The organism is Aeromonas sp. 84A (genome assembly GCF_051919345.1).
In the GTDB taxonomy this organism is placed as follows: Bacteria; Pseudomonadota; Gammaproteobacteria; order Enterobacterales; family Aeromonadaceae; genus Aeromonas; species Aeromonas veronii.
Genome location: NZ_JBQBEW010000001.1, coordinates 3,580,827 through 3,599,070, shown reverse-complemented (window position 1 = coordinate 3,599,070; position 18,244 = coordinate 3,580,827). Strand labels below are relative to the sequence as shown.

Sequence of the window (18,244 nt, the reverse complement as noted above, 5' to 3'; positions counted from 1 at the left end):
ATAGGCGCCCATTATTGGGCGCTTTTTTTTTGCTTCTCTACCTATTTGTTTGTTTTTTAATCGATCGAGCCAGTCGCGGACTAGATTGGCTACTCATTTCGATGAACCATAGGTACAATCCCCCCCCGCTATTTCGGAATTATCCTACATTTTGGCGTGAAATATTGGTGCACAGTGTAGGGGCTATGGCGAATAGCTGGCGTGGCGACTGGTTTTGTCGCCCCTCTTGCCAGAGGTTGATGATTGTAAATCACTACGCCATTTACTAACTCTTTTAACAATATAAAAAAGACTGCATGCACACTGGGAGCTGTAACTCAGGGGCGGTAGCCATTATTTTTTTTATAGATTGGATTGTTTTTTAGTCCGTTACTGACTTCTTTGTAGTCAATTCGGCGCTTTAGCGATAGCGATGATATCGATACAAGAGGGACCGTCAGTAGTCCCCAGATACATGGCACGGGATAGAGAGTGTGACAACGCCGGAATGTGATTATTCGGCTGTCTGTCACTGGTTGGCAATCGATTGTAATTGAAATGTTTTTACTGCCGGACTCGTCAACTCGACGAGTTTGCCGAGCTCCTCCTGTCCAGCCCTTCGCTTTCAAATAAAAATCAATCTCTTTTCTTTGTTCGTTTCTCGCTGCGGCTCGTTTCGACAAGCTGCCGGAGGGAAACACAAAATCTACGTGACGTGGCAGTCGAATGCCGATGAGACAAACCTCGATGGTTGTTTCTCTGGGTATAGACATGAAGAGAGCTTATGGGAATGCATAATAAAATAGACAGTAGTGCAGCCTTCGGGATTGCTGCGAATGAACAGTTGACGGCCGAGAGCCATTCACTGGATATTGGTAATCTGGTGTATGAGCTTAAGCGGGTTCACATGAAAAGTGATGAGCTTTATGTTTACTGCAGTGACAATGACAAAAAGCTTATCGAACGGGTGCTTGCTGATTATCCGTTCACATTGAACTTCAATGTGACAGACCTCTCGGCCCTGAAAGGCAAAACCCTTGTGCATTACAAGAGTGGTGACCTTCCCGATGAACTGGCCGCAATGCTGGTGCTGGCCACCAAATATGGCGCCTACGTTGAACCGCTGGTCAGTTATCTGGACCGTCGTTTCGGCCGCACTGAAGTGGAGTTGCTGCACAGCGGCTACTTCCTGCACATGAAATCTTTCTCCATCCTCTCCCGTCCATCCAATCGCATTGTCAAGCGTGCGCTGGATCTGGTCTCTGCCATTGCGCTCAGTCTGGTTGCCATTCCCATTGGCTTGCTTGCTGCGCTGGCCATCAAACTGGAATCACCTGGTCCCATCTTTTATCGTCAAGCCCGGGTTGGCCTGTTCAACCAGGAATTCGACGTAATCAAGTTCCGCTCTATGCGAAACGATGCCGAAAAAAATGGTGCTCAATGGGCAAGCAAGAACGACGCCCGAGTCACTCGTGTTGGCCGTTTCATTCGCAAGACCCGTATTGATGAACTACCACAACTGATCAACGTCTTTAAAGGGGAAATGTCTCTGGTTGGCCCAAGACCCGAGCGGGAAGTATTTATAAAAGAGCTGGAAGCTGTTATCCCGTACTATCGCTTCCGTCATGCGGTCAAGCCCGGCATTACCGGCCTGGCCCAGGTCAAATACCCCTACGGGGCATCTATTGAAGATGCCGTGTGGAAGCATAAATACGATATCTTCTATATCAAGCATCAAAGCCTGATGTTGGATATCAAGATCCTGCTGCTGACAGTCAAGACTGTGCTGTTTGGGATGGGGCGGTGAAAATGAAATTCTCAGTGTTAATGTCTCTTTATTTTAAGGAGAAGGCAGAGTATTTAGAACTTTGCCTTAACAGCTTATATGAACAAACGGTAACTCCTGATGATATAGTTATTGTGTTTGATGGTCCTGTTGGGGAATGTTTGGAGCTAGTCATTAAGAAATGGCAAGAAAAACTACCAATTAATGTTGTTAGATTGGCTGAGAATGTGGGGCTTGGCAAGGCACTTAATATTGGTATTCAGCACTGTAAACATAATCTAATTGCTAGAATGGATACAGATGATATATGTGAAAAATATAGGTTTAAAATACAGTTAGATAGATTTTTTGAGAATAAGAACTTATCGCTTCTTGGGGGATATGTGACAGAGTTTGATGGTGAAACTACAGCATCTAAAAAAGTTCCATTAGACTTTTACACAATCAAGAAAGTTGCGTTGTACAGAAATCCATTTAATCATATGAGCGTAATGTTTAAACGTGACATAATTGAAGCTGTAGGCGGTTATAGGGACCATCATTTCATGGAGGATTATAACCTATGGATAAGGCTAATAGCAAAAGACTATATTTGTGAAAATCTTGACATTTCTTTAGTGAAAGCTCGAGTTGGTCAAGATATGGTTAAGAGGCGCCTTGGTTTAAGGTATGTCAGAAGTGAATTTTTATTAATGCGGCATAAAATTAAGTATTTGAATCAACCAGCATTTAATGCATTTAAAGTGTGCTTTGTGCGTAGTATAGCTAGGCTGCTGCCGCCATATTTTGTTGGCAAAATATATGATTACCTTCGAGGCGGTCGCACTTATGCATGATTTTTTAGTTAGTATTATTGTTCCTGTATATAATGTTGAAAATTTTCTTGAAGAAACGATTGCAAGCATATTAAATCAATCATATAAAAACTATGAAGTTATATTTGTTAACGATGGATCTACAGATAATAGCGCTGATATTATAAACAGGTATATGTCTAGCTTTAAATCTGTAAAGTTAATAAACCAAGAAAATAGTGGTGTTTCAATTGCAAGGAATGTAGGAATAGATGCATCATCTGGGGAATACATATATTTTTTTGATAGTGATGACTTGCTTGATCCAACAGCGTTAGAATCTTGTGTTAGTCTAATGAGTAAAAAAAATCTAGATATGTTATTTTTTGAGGCTACAGTATTATATCAGGTAAGTCAAAATAGTGTTAAAGGGGATTTCCTGTACGAAAGACCTGTGACTAGAGACGTTGTTACAGGCTTAGAGTTCTTTAAACGTTCAATAACCGAGAGGAAGTATATAGTATCACCATGCTGTTATATTGCTCGTAGGGAAGTATATGAGAATTTACGTTTTTTACCAGATACTCTCCATGAGGATAATTTGTTTACAACTTTAGCCTTAATTAAGGAAGCACAGCGTGTCTTTAGTGTAAAAGAGGCTTTCTTTATTAGGAGATTAAGGCCTGGTTCGATAATGACAAAAGATAAGACGATTGAACATATGAATGGCTATATGACATGCTATCTTGAATTGCTGAAAGAATTAAATGCTGATGCTATATCTGGTGGGAAGAAAGAATTCTCCTATTATATTCAGGATTTGCTGGGAGGAGCTGTTAATACAGCATCACTGATATATCCATTATTTATTCCTTTTTCTCTTAGAATGCGTTTTATTCGCGATTCATTTAGATTGCCATGTCATCTCAAAAGGATCAAAATAACATTGATATCATTCTTTCCTGAGATGTTGACCATAAAGAGACGTATGCGAAATAAATATGATTGAATTATCTTCGATAAAATGGGTCGGGTTGTCGCAATCTATAAAAGTTATTACTCAAGTTGCTAGCTTGCTTATCTTGACTAAATATATATCAGTCAATGAATATGGTATTATGGCTATTGCAACAGCAATAACGAACTTTGCTCTTGTAATCAGGGATATAGGAATATCCTCTGCGATCATTCAGAAAAAGAATATCAATGAAGAGCTAAATAATACTCTCTTTGTAGTTAGCTTAAGTGTTGGTATTGGGTGCTTTATTTTCGTGTCATTGCTTTCACCTATAATTTCTTATGTTTATGAAGTAAAAGAGATTATCTATGTCCTTATTGCCCTAGCGTTAAGTTTTCCAATTGCTAGCATTACCTGTGTACAGCAAGCTCTGCTAGAAAGAGAGTCAAAATTCGAGTTAGTAGCAAAGATAGAAGTTTTTTCATATGTAAGTAGTTTTTTTATTGCTTTAATACTTGCAGTAAACAATGTGGGTGTGTATAGCCTTGTCGCTCAAGTGGTTTCTATATCACTGATCTCATCAATTCTATTAATATTTATTAGCCCATGGAAACCATCCATTAGTTTTTCATATTCTCATTTTAAAGAGGTCGTTTCATTTACTGGTAATGTTACTGCGTTTAATATTGTAAATTATATATCCAGAAATTTTGATAATTTAATCGTTGGGAAGTGCTTTTCACCAACAACATTGGGTGAATATAGCCTTGCATATAGGTTAATGCTTTTCCCGTTACAAAGTCTTTCTGTGATATTTACGAGGACATTGTTTCCTAAAATGAGCAGAAGTCAAGGTGATATTAATGAATGTCAAAGATTGTTTTTTGATGTTGTATTTATTATCTCTGCAATAACTGCACCCATGATGATGGGGTTGTTTATTTTAAAAGATGAAGTCGTTTATTATTTTTTTGGTGAGTCTTGGATGGCTGTATCGCCGTTGTTAACATGGCTTGCCCCCATCGGCTATTTGCAGTCTGTTGTAACAACAACAGGTGTTGCTTTTATGGCATTAGGGTATGCAAGAAAAATGCGTCAAATGGGAATTGTTGGGGCTTTATTGTTTTTGACATCGTTTCTGATTGGTGCAAATTTTTCGGTTTCCACTTTTGTTATGTGTTATTTCATTGCTAATGTCATTAATTTTGTTTTTGTATTTTATTTTTTGCTGGATATACTAAAGTCTAATTTTAAGCAGCTCTTTGGCACGATTTTTCCATCGATAATTTCATCACTCTTTATGGGGGTGGGGATCGTTGTAATAAAAACCTATTATCCGGTATTACATTCAATGATTGAGCTTTTTGGGGTTGTAATCCTAGGGGCTTCTGCGTACTTTATTGTATTTATGACTTTATTTAGAAGCAGAGTAATGTATTATCGTAAAAGGTTGTGAGGTTAATTTTGAAAATATTATCTTATCACGGGTACAAATCTACTGGAGTTGGTGGCGTTGAGGTCTTAATAAGACAGTTTCACCGAATATTTAAAAAGCATGATTTTATTGAGGTTTATAGCGACGTTTATGGTGAAGCTCATAGTAGTGATGAATACGAGAACAAGAGATTTTTGTTAAATGATGGTCCTGTTAAGTTCTTTTCGAAGATAGCAAGAAAGATTAATCTTTTTCTATATCTCATGAAAGTTAGACCTGATGTGATAATAGTATACTCACCTGCTGCACTATTATCTGTTCCATTTCTGTTTAGAAAAATAAAAGCAATTGTTGTACAAACAAACAGTTTTGACAGGGTCTTTGCATCACCAGCAGCAAGGCTCGGGATGCTATTATTTAAACGTAGAATATATGCATATACTGTGTACACAGAGAGTGATAAGAACAATCTTATAGACTTGTATCATGATATATCTGAACAGATAAATGTCATCCCGAGAGGATGCCGTCTAGATACTATCTGTAGAAAGAAAACTGATAACATAGTAACTGAAAGGAAAAAACTGGTTACTATAGCAAGAATAGAAGAAAAGCAGAAAAATTTTTCCACTATGATATCTATAGTTGAAGAATTGGGTGATAATTACTCGTTAGATATATATGGAGATGGTGAAATAAGTGAAGTATTACAGCTGAAGGAACGAATAAAAAACTCAACGCGTATTAGATACTTAGGTGCTGCTACTGACGTTAAGAAAATACTTTCTGAGTATGCTGTGTTCCTTATAACTTCAACATTTGAAGGTTTTGGCCAGACCTTGATTGAAGCTCGCTCACAAGGGTTACCAATAGTTGGTTTTGACACATACCCCTCATTTAGATGGATAGTTGATGATGGTGTAAATGGGTATGCAGTAAAATATGGTGATAATAGTTCATTCATCTCAGCAATCAAGAGAATTACTGATAATGAAACAACATACAGTATGTTCTCACTGGCTGCACTAATAAAAGCAAAAGAAACCGAAATGAGTTATGTCGATGATTTATGGTTAGCACTTATTGAAAAAATAAATGAAGGGAAGTGTTCATGAGTTTTGATATTTATAGTGACATAGATTATTCTGGTTATCAACATGTTAATCAAATGCTTTTCAATGAATTGAGCAGTAGGGGCTTGAATGCCAAGTTTTACCATAGATTCTATATGAATATGCCATCTATTAAAATTTTCAAAAGATGGTTTTCATATCGGAGGGCAGCAGAGCGTAAGGTGAATAATAACTGCGTGGTATCTCTGAGAAATGATTTGCCAAATGTTATTAAGATAAATAATTTTCCATCTTTAAACATGGCAATGGATTTATTAAATTCATTTTATGTAACTTATCAAGTTGAGGGTGGGCTAAGTGAGCGATCTGCTATAACATTTACTCCATCAATGTCACTTAAGTATCATTTTGAGAAATACAGAAAGTTAATTTATTATTGTGTTCATGACTCACTCCAACAATCTTATCATGGTAGGCATAGAAAATATGAAATAGAGCTATCAAAAAAAGCTGACTTTGTATTTTGTGATAATGAAATCGTTATTTCTAGATTAGCTGCCGATGCTAACTATACTGGAAAAATTGTTAATATATCTGACTACGATACTTTAAGTATACTTAACGAAGTGGAACGCGGGTGCCGTTTTTTTATTGTTCCACCTCCTGTTCCTGACGTTTTTTATTCCGCAACCGTAAATACAAATAGTCAATTTAAGTATGATTTTGTCTATTTCGGTAGCATTCATGAGAATATTGATGATGAGATTATTTATTCTCTAGCTGATGATGAACTCAGAATTCTTATGATAACCAATCAAAGGTTAAAATATGAGCATAAAAATATACATTACACTCAAGCAACAGCAGATATGAATCATCTTGTTACATTGATAGCTTCAGGTGAATTTATTATACTGCCATATAAAAACACTCGCTTTATGGAGACAGTAAGTCCTGCCAAAATATACCAGTCAATTGCGACAGGAAAGCGAGTATTTACAACCAATAAAAGCATATCTTGTAAATATCGAATTGATTATATAAGTGTTGAAGACCAAAAGAATGTGTTGATGCCGCACGAATTTTATTCTGATTCATTTTTTGATATCTCTAAATATAAAGCCTCAATGCTTTTGGATAAAATCATACATATAATTAGCGTAGATTAAAAATGGACTATTTAATAGTTTCTTTTGGTATTTTATCATTTTTATTTATGATGGTATTTGTTTTTAAAAATGATATCGGCTTATCAGCCTTAACTAGCTCTTTTCTCTCTAGTATGACAGTACTGGGATCGCTAAATATTAATGTTGTGCTTATTTTTTTGTCTTTCATTATTTTGTTCCTTTCAGGGCGGTTGGTTTTAAATGAAAGGAAAATAATATTTTTTTATCTCTTTGCAATTTTAATTATGGTGCTCACTTTACTGTCTAGTATGAATAATGCCACAATGTGGCAAGCGCTCGGAAAGTGGCTTAAAGTTATTCTTGTTTTTTTTCCATTTATTTTTAATCTAAATCTAGAACGTTGCAGATTTAATGTTAGGGATTTAGCTGTATCATTTATTACATCTTCATTAATTTTTGGTTTTTTTTATTTTTTCCTTATCGGTTCCGCAAGTGGGTTATATGGAGTTCCACGATTTAGTGGTTATTTTTATGATGCAAATTATTTTGCTCTAGTGTGCGTCGTAATTTTATGGTTTTTATTCTTCGAAAAAGATCTAAAGGCACGAAGCTATCTATTTGTTACGAGCTTTGTGGTTTTTATGATTTTTTTATCTCAGTCATTTACGGCGGTGACATCAATGTGTATGTTGATGTTATATCTGAAAGTAAAGAATGGAAATATTAATTACCTTAGGTGTTGCCATACTAAATTAAATTATACTTACCTGATTCTTGCTTTTTTCTATCCAACAATTTTATTTATAACATATCATACTTTAGATATTCAGCTGCTACCAGATTATGAAACAAATATGGTTTCATTTAAAATAAACTCACTATTAATGAGAATAAAGGCACAAATATCTATATTTGATATTTTTAGTCATGATTACACTTATTTTTTGGCAGGTTATGGGTCTGGTAATTCAGTAGCTCTTTTTGGTAGGGTTTTGCACAACGCATATTTGCAAATGTTATTCGATAATGGGGTGTTCTTTTTTGTTACAATAGTATTGCTTGTCTCATTCTATATCAATTTAGTAGGGTTAACGTTCCCAATGGTTCTTTTTTTAGCTTGTACGAATTACTTATTTGATAATATATTTATGTATCTTATGTCATTCGTTATTGTATTGCATGTTTATTGTGCAAGAAGATTGGCTTTAAGAGAAGTATGACAGGGGTATTTAAAAGTTATGTACAATAGTTTCATTTTAATCGTGTGACTTTGTAGTGTCTCATAATGTTTTTTACCAATTTCTACTTATGGTAATACGTGGGGTTTATTGTGAAAATTGCTATAGCTGGCACGGGATATGTCGGTTTATCAAATGCTGTTTTACTGGCGCAACACCATGAAGTGGTGGCCGTCGATGTGATTGCCAGCAAGGTTGAGCTGATCAATCAGCGCCGTTCCCCTATCGTCGATAAAGAGATTGAAAGCTATCTGGCCAGCCAAGATCTGAATCTGCGTGCCACCCTTAATAAAGAAGAGGCTTATCAAGGGGCAGACTTCGTTATTATTGCGACGCCTACCGATTACGATCCTGAAACCAACTACTTCAATACCAGCACGGTGGAGTCTGTGGTGAAGGATGTGATGGCGATTAATCCCGATGCGGTGATGGTGATCAAATCCACCATTCCGGTTGGCTTTACCGCTCGGCTGCGTGAAGAGTTGGGGTGTGACAATCTTATTTTCTCGCCGGAGTTTTTACGTGAAGGGCGCGCCCTTTACGACAACCTGCATCCATCTCGTATTGTAGTGGGTGAACGTTCCGAGCGGGCTCACGTGTTCGCCAATTTGCTATTGGAAGGGGCGATCAAGAAAGATGTGCCTGTGCTGTTTACCGACAGCACCGAGGCCGAGGCGATCAAGCTGTTTGCCAATACCTATCTGGCGATGCGGGTTGCCTTTTTTAATGAGCTCGATACCTATGCCCAGCACCATGGCCTCGATAGTCGTCAGGTTATCGATGGTATTTGTCTGGACTCGCGTATTGGCAGCCATTATAACAATCCCTCATTTGGTTATGGCGGTTACTGCTTGCCGAAAGATACCAAGCAGCTGCTGGCCAACTACAACAAGGTACCGAATAACCTGATCCGGGCGATTGTTGATTCTAATACCACGCGCAAGGATTTTGTCGCCGACTCGGTGATCCGCAAGAATCCAAAACGAGTGGGTGTCTATCGACTGGTGATGAAGGCGGGGTCCGATAACTTCCGTGCTTCTGCCATTCAAGGGGTCATGAAGCGGATCAAGGCGAAAGGGATTGAAGTGGTTATTTATGAGCCCACCTTGAACGAGCCCGAGTTTTTCCGCTCTAAAGTCATGACCGATCTGGCGCAATTCAAAGAGAGTTGTGATGTGATATTGGCCAACCGTATGGTTGAAGAGCTGAGCGATGTAACAGACAAGGTATATACCCGCGATCTGTTTGGTAGTGACTAATATGTCGACAGCGGTTCCCTCAAGCAGGGGGAACCGCATTATATTGTAAATAAGCCGTTAAATATCACGTTGGTACGATTCAATCACATATCTGATTCAATCTGTTGGCAAATCAGGGCTGATTTTAATATCAGCACTAAAGATAGTGTGCTTGAAGATGGGTATATATCCATTGAGTTGTTAGTGTTCTGCTCATATTGAGCGGTTCCATTGTTGCTGTGATTTTATCCGTAAATTTATCTCAGAATTCTCCGTGTTTTCCGCTATCATACGGCGATTTTTCCGTTCAGTTCTTGATGGCAAGCTTAATAAGGTGTGGTAGTGAAAAGGATTCAGTTCATTCCTCTGTTGTCGGCCGTGGCCCTGCTCAGTGCATGCACTGTGGTGCCCGGTACCAATCTTTCCACCAGTGGCAAAACCGAGGTGGCTACAGGTTCCGTTGATGTTGATCAGCTGGCAGATGTCTATCCGGTTACCCCCGCGTTGATCAGCCAACTGCGCAAGGCGCCGGTGGTGGGCAAGGCCAACCCCGAGCTCAATAGCGAGATCAGCCGTTACGAGTACCGGATTGGTGTGGGCGACATCCTCAATGTCACCGTGTGGGATCACCCCGAGTTGACCATTCCGGCCGGTTCTTACCGCAGTGCCAGCGAAGCGGGCAACTGGGTGCATGCCGATGGCACCATCTTCTACCCCTATATCGGCAAGGTGGCCGTGGTGGGTAAAACTGTGGCGGAGATCCGTACCGATATCGCCAAGCGCCTGGCCCAGTTTATCGAGAGCCCGCAGGTGGATGTGAGCATTGCGGCGTTCCGCTCCCAGAAGGTTTATATCTCCGGTGAGGTGACCAAGCCGGGCGCCCAGCCTATCACCAATGTGCCGATGACCCTGCTCGATGCCTTCAATCTGGCTGGCGGGCTGACCCCGACCGCAGATTGGCACCATGTGGTGTTGACCCGCCAGGGCAAGGAGTTCCCGCTCTCCATGCAGGATTTGCTGCAGTATGGGGATCTCTCTCACAATCAGTTGATGCGTGACGGCGACATGCTCTATGTGCCGCGCAACGATGCCCAGAAAGTTTTTGTGATGGGTGAGGTTAACAAGGCATCGACCCTGACCATTGGTCGTGAGGGGATGAGCCTGACCGAAGCACTGAGCAGTGCCGAGGGCCTTAACCAGAATGCCGCCAATGCGACCGGCATTTTCGTATTGCGCCCCGCCGCGAAAGCCCAAGAGAAAGCCGCCATTTATCAGCTCGACCTGAGTGATGCCACCGCGCTGGTGATGGGGACCGAGTTTGCATTGCAACCTTACGACGTGGTCTATGTCACCACGGCGCCGGTGACGCGCTGGAATCGCGTGTTGAGTCAGCTGGTGCCCTCCATCAACGGCTTTAATGAGCTGACCGAAGGCATGCTGCGGGTTCGCAACTGGTAAGACCGTGATGTTGCTTAACCTCTCCCGCTGGATTGACGTGTAGCCGCACTCCTTCAGGGAGACGGCATTGAGGGGGGGGGCTGATGCCTCCCTTATTTCCGGTTGTTTGTTGCCTTGATACGGTGACAAACGGGGAGGATAGGGCAGTATGCCCTCTATCCGCCTTCCTTTAGGAAGATGCACGTAGTGAGGGGCGGTGGCTGCAGATTTTATTTTTAAAGAGCGACAGCGATATGTTTGAAAAAATTCTTGTGGTGTGTGTGGGCAATATTTGCCGCTCCCCAACCGGTGAACGACTGCTTCGTGAGCGTTTGCCCGGCCGTCAGGTCAGTTCTGCCGGGGTCAGTGCCCTGGTTGACAAGCCGGCCGACAAGGTCGCGAGCGAGGTGGCACAGCAGCATGGGCTTTCCCTTGAGGGACACTCGGCGCGCCAACTGACCCGCGAGCTCTGTCAGGATGCCGATCTGATCCTGGTGATGGAGAAAGGGCATATCTCTGCCGTCACGGCTATCGACCCGGGGGCTCGTGGCAAAACCATGCTGTTTGGCCACTGGCAGGGGGAGAGTGAAGTGCCCGATCCCTATCGTCTGAGTCGGGAAGCTTACGAACATGTTTACCAGCTGTTGGTGCGTAGCGCCGATGGGTGGGCGAAAAAACTGTAACGACATCCGCAGCGTCTGGTGGTGTTTGGGTTGTATCTGACAATAAAAATGGATTGTGTTTAATGACGACTTCTTCTGTTTCGTCCCGGCAGAGCAGTGCCGCGGTGGAGAATGACGAGATCGATCTGGGGCGCCTGCTGGGTTACCTGATCGATGGCCGTTGGTGGATTGTGACGATCACCGCTCTGTTTATGGTTCTTGGCGCTGCATACGCTCTGTTGGCGACCCCGGTCTTCAAGGCAAACGCCTTGCTGCAGGTGGAGAAAAAAGCCAGTGGTGCTGCGCTGCTCGGGGATATGGCTGATGTATTGGGCGGTGAACAGCCCGATGCGGCCGCCGAAATTGAGCTGCTGACTTCTCGTATGGTGCTTGGCCGTACGGTACAAGAGCTTCACCTCGATACCGTAGTGACTCCTAATTTCTTCCCGCTGGTTGGCCGTGGTCTGTCACGGCTGATGGGGCATCCCTATCCCAAGATGGCGGTAAGCCGCTTTGAGGTGGCGCCTGAATTGCTGGGGACGCCGCTGACGCTGACGGTCGACGCAGACAAACACTTTACCCTTGAGGTTGAGGGGCGGGTGCTGGAAGGTCAGGTAGGCAAGTTGCTTGAGAAAGAGGATGTCACCCTGCTGTTGTCTGATGTGGCAGCCGCTGAGGGGCAGGTCTTCACGCTGGTCAAGCAACCGGCTCTGGATGTGATTGCCGAGTTGCAGCGCGATCTTCAGGTCAGTGAAAAGGGCAAAAATACCGGGATCATCTCGCTGGCGCTGGAAGGGGATGACAAGGGCCGCATTCGTGCTGTGCTCGACAACATCAGCCAGAACTATCTGCAGCAGAATGTGGTACGCAAGACCGAAGAGGCCCAGAAGAGCCTGGATTTCTTGCAGACACATTTGCCTCAGGTTAAAGAGGAGCTGAATCGTTCTGAAGAGCAGTTAAATGTTTATCGCCAGCAGAATGAGTCGGTCGATCTGTCGCTGGAAGCGAAAGCCGCACTGGATACCATGGTGGGCCTCGAGAAGCAGCTCAATGAGCTGACCTTCCGGGAAGCAGAGTTGCAGCAACGCTATACCCGCCAGCACCCCGCTTACATCGCCCTGATGGAAAAGCGCCAGACCTTGATGAATACCAAAAATGCGATCAACAAGTCGATCAAGCGTCTGCCAAAAACCCAGCAGGAGATTTTGCGTCTGACCCGTGATGTACAGGTCGGTCAGGAGATCTTCGTCCAGCTGCTCAACAAGCAGCAGGAGCTCAATATCATGAAGGCGGGCACTATCGGCAATGTGCGGATCATCGATGATGCCGCCGTTGAAACCCGTGCCGTCAAGCCTAAGAAACCGCTGATCGTGGTACTGGCGACACTGCTGGGTGGCATGCTGTCAGTGGGGTTGATCCTGGTGCGCGCTGCCTTCCACCGTGGTGTGGAAAGCCCGGAACAGTTGGAAGAGATGGGGCTGTCGGTCTATGCCACCATCCCCTACTCCTCTGAGCAGGCCACCATCGAGCAACAGCAGAAGAAGCGGCGGCAGGCAATGCCTCTCAACGAGGCCTTGCTGGCTGCGCGAAATCCGGCCGATCTGGCGATGGAGTCACTGCGTAGTCTGCGAACCAGCCTCCATTTCGCCATGATGGAAGCCAAAAACAACATAGTGATGATCTCGGGCCCCGGCCCGGGTCTTGGCAAAACCTTCGTGTCGACCAACTTCGCTGCCACGTTGGCTCTGGGCGGCAAGAAGGTGCTGGTTATCGATGCCGACTTGCGCAAAGGCTATATGCAGAAGGTTATGGGGCAGGAGATGGGCGCTGGCCTGAGTGCCTATCTGGCGGGTCAAACAGAGCTGGCACACGTTGTGAGTCAGACCGGGTTTGATGGCCTTGATTTTGTCTGTCGTGGGGCTGTGCCACCCAACCCTTCCGAGCTGTTAATGCATCCTCGTTTCAAAGCGCTGCTGGATTGGGCGAGCGAGCACTACGATTTTGTCATCGTTGACTCCCCTCCCATCCTGGCGGTCACCGATGCTGCCATTGTTGGTCAGCATGTGGGCGCATCCTTGCTGGTTGCCCGCTTCGCCAAGACTGCGGTCAAAGAGGTGGAGGTGGCCATTCGCCGCTTCGAGCAAAACGGGGTCGCTATCAAGGGGATCTTGCTCAACGCGGTCGAGAAGAAGGCGAGCAGTTATTACGGTAACTACGGATATTATCAATACAGTTATGGCAGCAAGGAAAAAGCCTGACATTCTGTTTGGATAACCGCAATAGGTGAATGCAGGGTGCGTCTTCATGGCGCACCTTTTTTATGACCACCATAAAATAGTTTTCGAATGCAACCTGTATTTCAGTGCAATAATAGCGTCCCGATGGTATGCTATATTTGTAATTATCTATGTTTACAATGAGTTACTTAACTTTTTGTGAACATGGCAATGCGCTGGTAAAGGGATATATGGTAATAGCATTGTTGTCATGCCATATTTTCTCCGAGCCACAAGTAGACAATAAACAAGGAAAGATGAAATGAAAAAAACCGCCCTGATTCTGGCTGCTGCCATGGCATTCTCTCATGGTGTGATGGCTGCTGAAGAAGCTGCTGCTGCTACTGCATCCACCGGTTCTGCCGGTGCCGCAGGTGCTGGTGCTGCCAGTGCTGCTGCCATCGGGACTGGCACCATTGTTGCCGTTGGTGTAGGTGCTGCGGTTGTTGCTGGTGTTGCCATTGCAAATGCCAACTCCAACGATGATGCCGGCCGTGGTACCGGAACCACAACCAGTACTCGTTAATATGATATAGGGCTGCTTTGGCAGCCTTATTTTTTTATATGTCACTGTGGTCACTCTATGTCTTTATCGCGCAATCTTGTTTTTCTTAGTTTGTTATCTCTCACCGGTTGTTCAAATACTGCTTCTGTGACGAGCGAAACTATCAAATATGCCGTGTTGGGGGCTGATGATGTGACCGTCAGTGCCGAGCATGTCAATAAACTGCCTTATGCAAGCGCTTATCTGAAAATCGGTGATAACCCGCGGATCTTCGTGGTATTGGCTTATGTCAATGGAGATGAACTCTCTTGGCTGACAGCCGATCGGGTCATGATTATTACCCGCCACGGTCGGGTCATTAAAACTGTCGGTATGGAAAATGACCTGGTCATGAGCGAGAGTGGTTCTGCCGACCCACTGTCGATGGCTGCTACTTCATCTGCCAACTGGAGTGCCTTGTCAGAGTGGGAACAGCGCTATCTCAGCGGCTACCGTCTTGAAGGGAAGATGGTCCGTGCCGGACAGGATGAGCTGGATCTGGTGACGCGCCGAATTTCAGCTACGCGTTTTGAAGAGACGGTTTCAATGTTCCCCGGGGGGAAATCCTGGACCAACGTTTTCTGGCGAGATCCGGTTAATGGACAGGTAGTAAAAACCCAGCAACATCTCGGCCCTGATCTGCCGGTCATTGAACTCACCATTTTGAAGCCATTCTCGTCATGAAAAAACTGACCCTATCTCTTTTATTGCTGTCCGGAGCTTGCTTCGCGGATACCAGTGTCAGCATTTACTATCAGGGGCATCTTCAAGATCCCATCACCTTGAGTGAAGGGACACGCCTTGATGCCTTGCTGAGAAACAAGCTGCTGCCATCCCCCATCTATTGGCGCTCTGCCCAGATTACGACGCCGGCCCGTCAACATGAGTTTGAGCTCAAGCAGGCGGCGGTGATCCGTGAGTTGGAGAGTCTGGCGAGCATATGGCGTAGCGAAGGTGAGGCTCAACGTGCCTCTTCTGCTACTCGTCTTGCACATCAACTCGAAGGCATCACCGTTACCGGCCGCTTGCCTGTGATAGTTGATCCTGACAATGCCCAGCGCTCCCCGCAGGATAACCCTCGCCTGGAAGGTAGCTACCGACTGTTTGTTGCTGCCCGCCAGCCTCAGGTTGCCATGTTTGGCCTGATGGAGGCACTCCCCACGTTGCCTCTGGTTCCCGGTGCAGGTGTTGATGAATATTGGAAGCGTGATGCGCTGCTGGAGGGGGCCGACTCGGCTCATCTGCTGTTGATCCAGCCAACCGGTGATATCGAGATGGTCCCCGTTGCCGTCTGGAACAAGCTTCATCGTGAACCCATGGCAGGGGCTGCACTGCTGGTCGGGTTTGATCCTGACCTGTTGCCCTCTTCATTTACCGGAATAAATCAGCGGATCGCCGAGATAATTGCAAACAGGGTGCCTCATTAATGATTCCAAAACTTTCATATATTGCCCTGGCCGTCTCGACCGTTTGTGTTGCTGCACCCGGGGTGAATGATCCCTATGGCCCATCGCAAAGTGATTTCGGTGGGGCAGGTCTGCTGCAGATGCCCAGCGCCAGAATGGCCGCAGAAGGCGAGTTCAGTTTCAACTACATGGATAACGAAGAGTATCGACGCTGGTCGATCTCCATGCAGCCCTTTGACTGGTTTGAGGCCACGCTGCGTTATACCGATGTCAGAACTCGCCTGTATAGCCCTTACGAGCAGTTCAGCGGGGATCAGACTTACAAAGACAAGTCGATGGATTTTAAATTCCGACTTTGGCAAGAGTCTGATTATTTACCCCAAGTATCATTGGGCTTCAGAGACTTGATGGGGACTGGCCTGTTCGATAGCGAGTACGTTGTTGCCAGTAAACGTTATGGCCCGTTTGATTTCACCCTTGGAATGGGCTGGGGGAATATGGCCGAGAGCGGCAATATCAAGAACCCCTTCTGTGAATACAAAGAGAGTTGGTGCCAGCGTAATGATGGTTATGCGGGCAATGGCGGCAAATTTGAGGTCGATAGTCTGTTCCACGGCCCGGCGGCCTTATTTGGCGGTATCGAGTATCAGACACCATGGCGCCCTTTGCGTCTGAAACTGGAATATGACGGTAATGATTACAGCCGCGAGTATGCGGCCCGTAACAGCAAAGGCGGCTATGGAGCCTTGCCGCATAGCTCACCTGTCAACATAGGTGCCGTGTATCGTATTTTCGATAATATGGATACTCATCTCAGCTATCAGCGCGGGAATACCCTGATGTGGGGTATTACTATGCGGACCAACTTTAATGAGTTGCAGCAGGCCCATCTGGATGAGCCCCGGCCTGAGTATCAACCGGAAAAGAGTCCGGCCCAACTGGATGATGTCGATTGGGCTGCACTCAGTGCGCAGACGAAAAGCAATGCCGGATATCGTGATCTGGTCTGGTATGGCAAGGACGATCGTGTTTTTGTCAGCGGTGAGCAGCTGAAGTATCGCAAGCCAGATGAAGCCGAAGATCGAATGTCATTATTGGCCGCGAATGCGTTGCCCGCTTCGGTTCACTCTCTGCATATCGTTGAGCAGAAGAAAGGGCTCGATATCCGTGAGACTGTAGTGGACATGGACTCTGTACGGTTGGCAAACAGTGACCTTCCATTGGGACAAGAGACTACTTATAAGTCGGATGTCATCGCAGCCAATGCACCGTCGGCACCAGTTCGTCATGAAAGTCGCAGCTCGGCGCTGAGTTACAGCGTGGATCCTGTGTTGAACCAGTCTGTTGGGGGGCCGGAGTCTTTCTACATGTATCAGCTTGGTCTCAACTTCAATGGTGATTGGCGGGTGACCGAGAAGAACTGGCTGGGGGGCACGGTATTTGTGAACCTGGCCGATAACTACGACAAGTTCAATTACAAGAATCCACCCCTGGACGGGGATGCTTTGCCCAGGGTGAGAACCTGGATCCGGGAATATGTCAGCTCCTCCGATGTATTGCTTAACAACCTGCAAGCGACCCATTTCGAGCAGTTCTCACCTGAGTGGTATGGTCAGGCTTATGCCGGTTATCTGGAGATGATGTACGCCGGTGGTGGTGCCGAACTGCTGTATCGTCCTTTTGGTCGTTCATGGGCGATTGCGGCTGATGTGAACTGGGTCAAGCAACGGGATTGGAACAATACCTTGCGGATGGCCGATTACGATGTGGCAACAGGCCATGTGACCGGTTATTGGCAACTGCCCTATGTTGATGATGTGACTGCCCAGCTCTCTATTGGCCGTTATCTGGCAGGGGATGTCGGGGCGACACTGGATCTGTCCAAACGCTTCTCATCCGGCGTTGTGGCAGGGGTGTTTGCAACGCTGACTGATGTGTCTGCTGATGAGTATGGAGAGGGGAGTTTCACTAAAGGTATCTATGTGACGATTCCCTTCGACTTGATGCTGCTCCGCCCGACAACCAGCAAAGGCTCGATTGGCTGGATGCCATTGACCAGAGATGGGGGCCAGATGTTGGCCAGAAAATACAGTCTTTACAGTTTGAGTAGCAACGCGTCATTTCCTGACTAATTAATGCTATAGCTTGAGTAAAGCGCTCTGAATATGGTTGTATGAAACACCATTTTTTCAGAGCGCTTTTTTTATGCCTACATTTCCGTCCACCGGGTCATCAGTGCTATCAGCCCATCGGGAAAAGCGAGTATTTTTTCTCTTCTGGGGGATAAG

15 protein-coding genes are annotated in these 18,244 nt (G+C 45.0%); all 15 read left to right on the top strand.

The genetic code is table 11. The annotated features are described in order from the left end of the window. Window positions 1-763 precede the first annotated feature (763 nt). The 15 genes from ACTG20_RS16230 to ACTG20_RS16160 all read left to right on the top strand — a co-directional run bounded on the left by ACTG20_RS16230 (window position 764) and on the right by ACTG20_RS16160 (window position 18,088). Window positions 764-1,786, top strand: a complete 1,023-nt coding sequence (locus ACTG20_RS16230; protein ID WP_227016188.1) for an exopolysaccharide biosynthesis polyprenyl glycosylphosphotransferase — start codon at window positions 764-766, stop codon at window positions 1,784-1,786. 2 nt (window positions 1,787-1,788) lie between these two features. Continuing rightward, entirely contained in the window at window positions 1,789-2,601 is an 813-nt protein-coding gene (locus tag ACTG20_RS16225; protein WP_439987902.1) for a glycosyltransferase, read from the top strand. Next, entirely contained in the window at window positions 2,594-3,568 is a 975-nt protein-coding gene (locus ACTG20_RS16220; protein WP_439987812.1) for a glycosyltransferase, read from the top strand. The genes ACTG20_RS16225 and ACTG20_RS16220 overlap by 8 nt, the downstream gene beginning before the upstream one ends. Next, window positions 3,561-4,973 (top strand): lipopolysaccharide biosynthesis protein, encoded by a 1,413-nt coding sequence (locus tag ACTG20_RS16215; RefSeq protein WP_439987811.1) that lies wholly within the window; start codon window positions 3,561-3,563, stop codon window positions 4,971-4,973. The genes ACTG20_RS16220 and ACTG20_RS16215 overlap by 8 nt, the downstream gene beginning before the upstream one ends. 8 nt (window positions 4,974-4,981) lie before the next feature. Further along, window positions 4,982-6,067, top strand: a complete 1,086-nt coding sequence (locus ACTG20_RS16210; RefSeq protein ID WP_439987809.1) for a glycosyltransferase — start codon at window positions 4,982-4,984, stop codon at window positions 6,065-6,067. Beyond that, entirely contained in the window at window positions 6,064-7,194 is a 1,131-nt protein-coding gene (locus ACTG20_RS16205; RefSeq protein WP_439987808.1) for a hypothetical protein, read from the top strand. The genes ACTG20_RS16210 and ACTG20_RS16205 overlap by 4 nt, the downstream gene beginning before the upstream one ends. 2 nt (window positions 7,195-7,196) lie before the next feature. Next, window positions 7,197-8,375: a hypothetical protein gene (locus ACTG20_RS16200; RefSeq protein WP_346201128.1), complete on the top strand. Its 1,179-nt coding sequence runs from the start codon at window positions 7,197-7,199 to the stop codon at window positions 8,373-8,375. Window positions 8,376-8,485: 110 nt separating this feature from the next. Continuing rightward, window positions 8,486-9,652 carry a nucleotide sugar dehydrogenase gene (locus ACTG20_RS16195; protein WP_346201129.1) on the top strand — a complete coding sequence of 389 codons (1,167 nt, stop codon included), beginning with the start codon at window positions 8,486-8,488 and terminating at the stop codon, window positions 9,650-9,652. A gap of 321 nt (window positions 9,653-9,973) precedes the next feature. Then, a complete protein-coding gene (locus ACTG20_RS16190; RefSeq protein WP_439987807.1) occupies window positions 9,974-11,089 on the top strand; it encodes a polysaccharide export protein in 1,116 nt (371 codons plus the stop codon). 233 nt (window positions 11,090-11,322) lie between these two features. After that, a complete protein-coding gene (locus ACTG20_RS16185) occupies window positions 11,323-11,751 on the top strand; it encodes an arsenate reductase/protein-tyrosine-phosphatase family protein (RefSeq protein WP_042018640.1) in 429 nt (142 codons plus the stop codon). A gap of 62 nt (window positions 11,752-11,813) precedes the next feature. After that, the gene (locus ACTG20_RS16180; RefSeq protein ID WP_440008047.1) at window positions 11,814-13,988 is read left to right on the top strand and encodes a polysaccharide biosynthesis tyrosine autokinase; all 2,175 of its coding nucleotides are present in this window, start codon (window positions 11,814-11,816) and stop codon (window positions 13,986-13,988) included. A 280-nt stretch (window positions 13,989-14,268) separates the two neighbouring features. Continuing rightward, on the top strand, window positions 14,269-14,532 hold the full coding sequence (locus tag ACTG20_RS16175) for a hypothetical protein (RefSeq protein WP_042080343.1): 264 nt from the start codon (window positions 14,269-14,271) through the stop codon (window positions 14,530-14,532). Window positions 14,533-14,589: 57 nt separating this feature from the next. Continuing rightward, window positions 14,590-15,234 (top strand): YjbF family lipoprotein, encoded by a 645-nt coding sequence (locus ACTG20_RS16170; protein ID WP_439987805.1) that lies wholly within the window; start codon window positions 14,590-14,592, stop codon window positions 15,232-15,234. Next, window positions 15,231-15,977 carry a capsule biosynthesis GfcC family protein gene (locus ACTG20_RS16165; RefSeq protein ID WP_439987804.1) on the top strand — a complete coding sequence of 249 codons (747 nt, stop codon included), beginning with the start codon at window positions 15,231-15,233 and terminating at the stop codon, window positions 15,975-15,977. The genes ACTG20_RS16170 and ACTG20_RS16165 overlap by 4 nt, the downstream gene beginning before the upstream one ends. Then, on the top strand, window positions 15,977-18,088 hold the full coding sequence (locus tag ACTG20_RS16160; RefSeq protein WP_194495899.1) for a YjbH domain-containing protein: 2,112 nt from the start codon (window positions 15,977-15,979) through the stop codon (window positions 18,086-18,088). Before ACTG20_RS16165 ends, ACTG20_RS16160 begins: the two co-directional genes overlap by 1 nt. The last annotated feature ends 156 nt before the right edge of the window (window positions 18,089-18,244 follow it).

What these genes read in the sequence shown, in the direction of transcription:
- ACTG20_RS16230 (WP_227016188.1), top strand. Translation starts at nt 764, where the DNA reads ATGGGAATGCATAATAAAATAGACAGTAGTGCAGCCTTCGGGATTGCT.
- ACTG20_RS16225 (WP_439987902.1), top strand. Translation starts at nt 1,789, where the DNA reads ATGAAATTCTCAGTGTTAATGTCTCTTTATTTTAAGGAGAAGGCAGAG.
- ACTG20_RS16220 (WP_439987812.1), top strand. Translation starts at nt 2,594, where the DNA reads ATGCATGATTTTTTAGTTAGTATTATTGTTCCTGTATATAATGTTGAA.
- ACTG20_RS16215 (WP_439987811.1), top strand. Translation starts at nt 3,561, where the DNA reads ATGATTGAATTATCTTCGATAAAATGGGTCGGGTTGTCGCAATCTATA.
- ACTG20_RS16205 (WP_439987808.1), top strand. Translation starts at nt 6,064, where the DNA reads ATGAGTTTTGATATTTATAGTGACATAGATTATTCTGGTTATCAACAT.
- ACTG20_RS16200 (WP_346201128.1), top strand. Translation starts at nt 7,197, where the DNA reads ATGGACTATTTAATAGTTTCTTTTGGTATTTTATCATTTTTATTTATG.
- ACTG20_RS16185 (WP_042018640.1), top strand. Translation starts at nt 11,323, where the DNA reads ATGTTTGAAAAAATTCTTGTGGTGTGTGTGGGCAATATTTGCCGCTCC.
- ACTG20_RS16180 (WP_440008047.1), top strand. Translation starts at nt 11,814, where the DNA reads ATGACGACTTCTTCTGTTTCGTCCCGGCAGAGCAGTGCCGCGGTGGAG.
- ACTG20_RS16175 (WP_042080343.1), top strand. Translation starts at nt 14,269, where the DNA reads ATGAAAAAAACCGCCCTGATTCTGGCTGCTGCCATGGCATTCTCTCAT.
- ACTG20_RS16170 (WP_439987805.1), top strand. Translation starts at nt 14,590, where the DNA reads ATGTCTTTATCGCGCAATCTTGTTTTTCTTAGTTTGTTATCTCTCACC.
- ACTG20_RS16165 (WP_439987804.1), top strand. Translation starts at nt 15,231, where the DNA reads ATGAAAAAACTGACCCTATCTCTTTTATTGCTGTCCGGAGCTTGCTTC.
- ACTG20_RS16160 (WP_194495899.1), top strand. Translation starts at nt 15,977, where the DNA reads ATGATTCCAAAACTTTCATATATTGCCCTGGCCGTCTCGACCGTTTGT.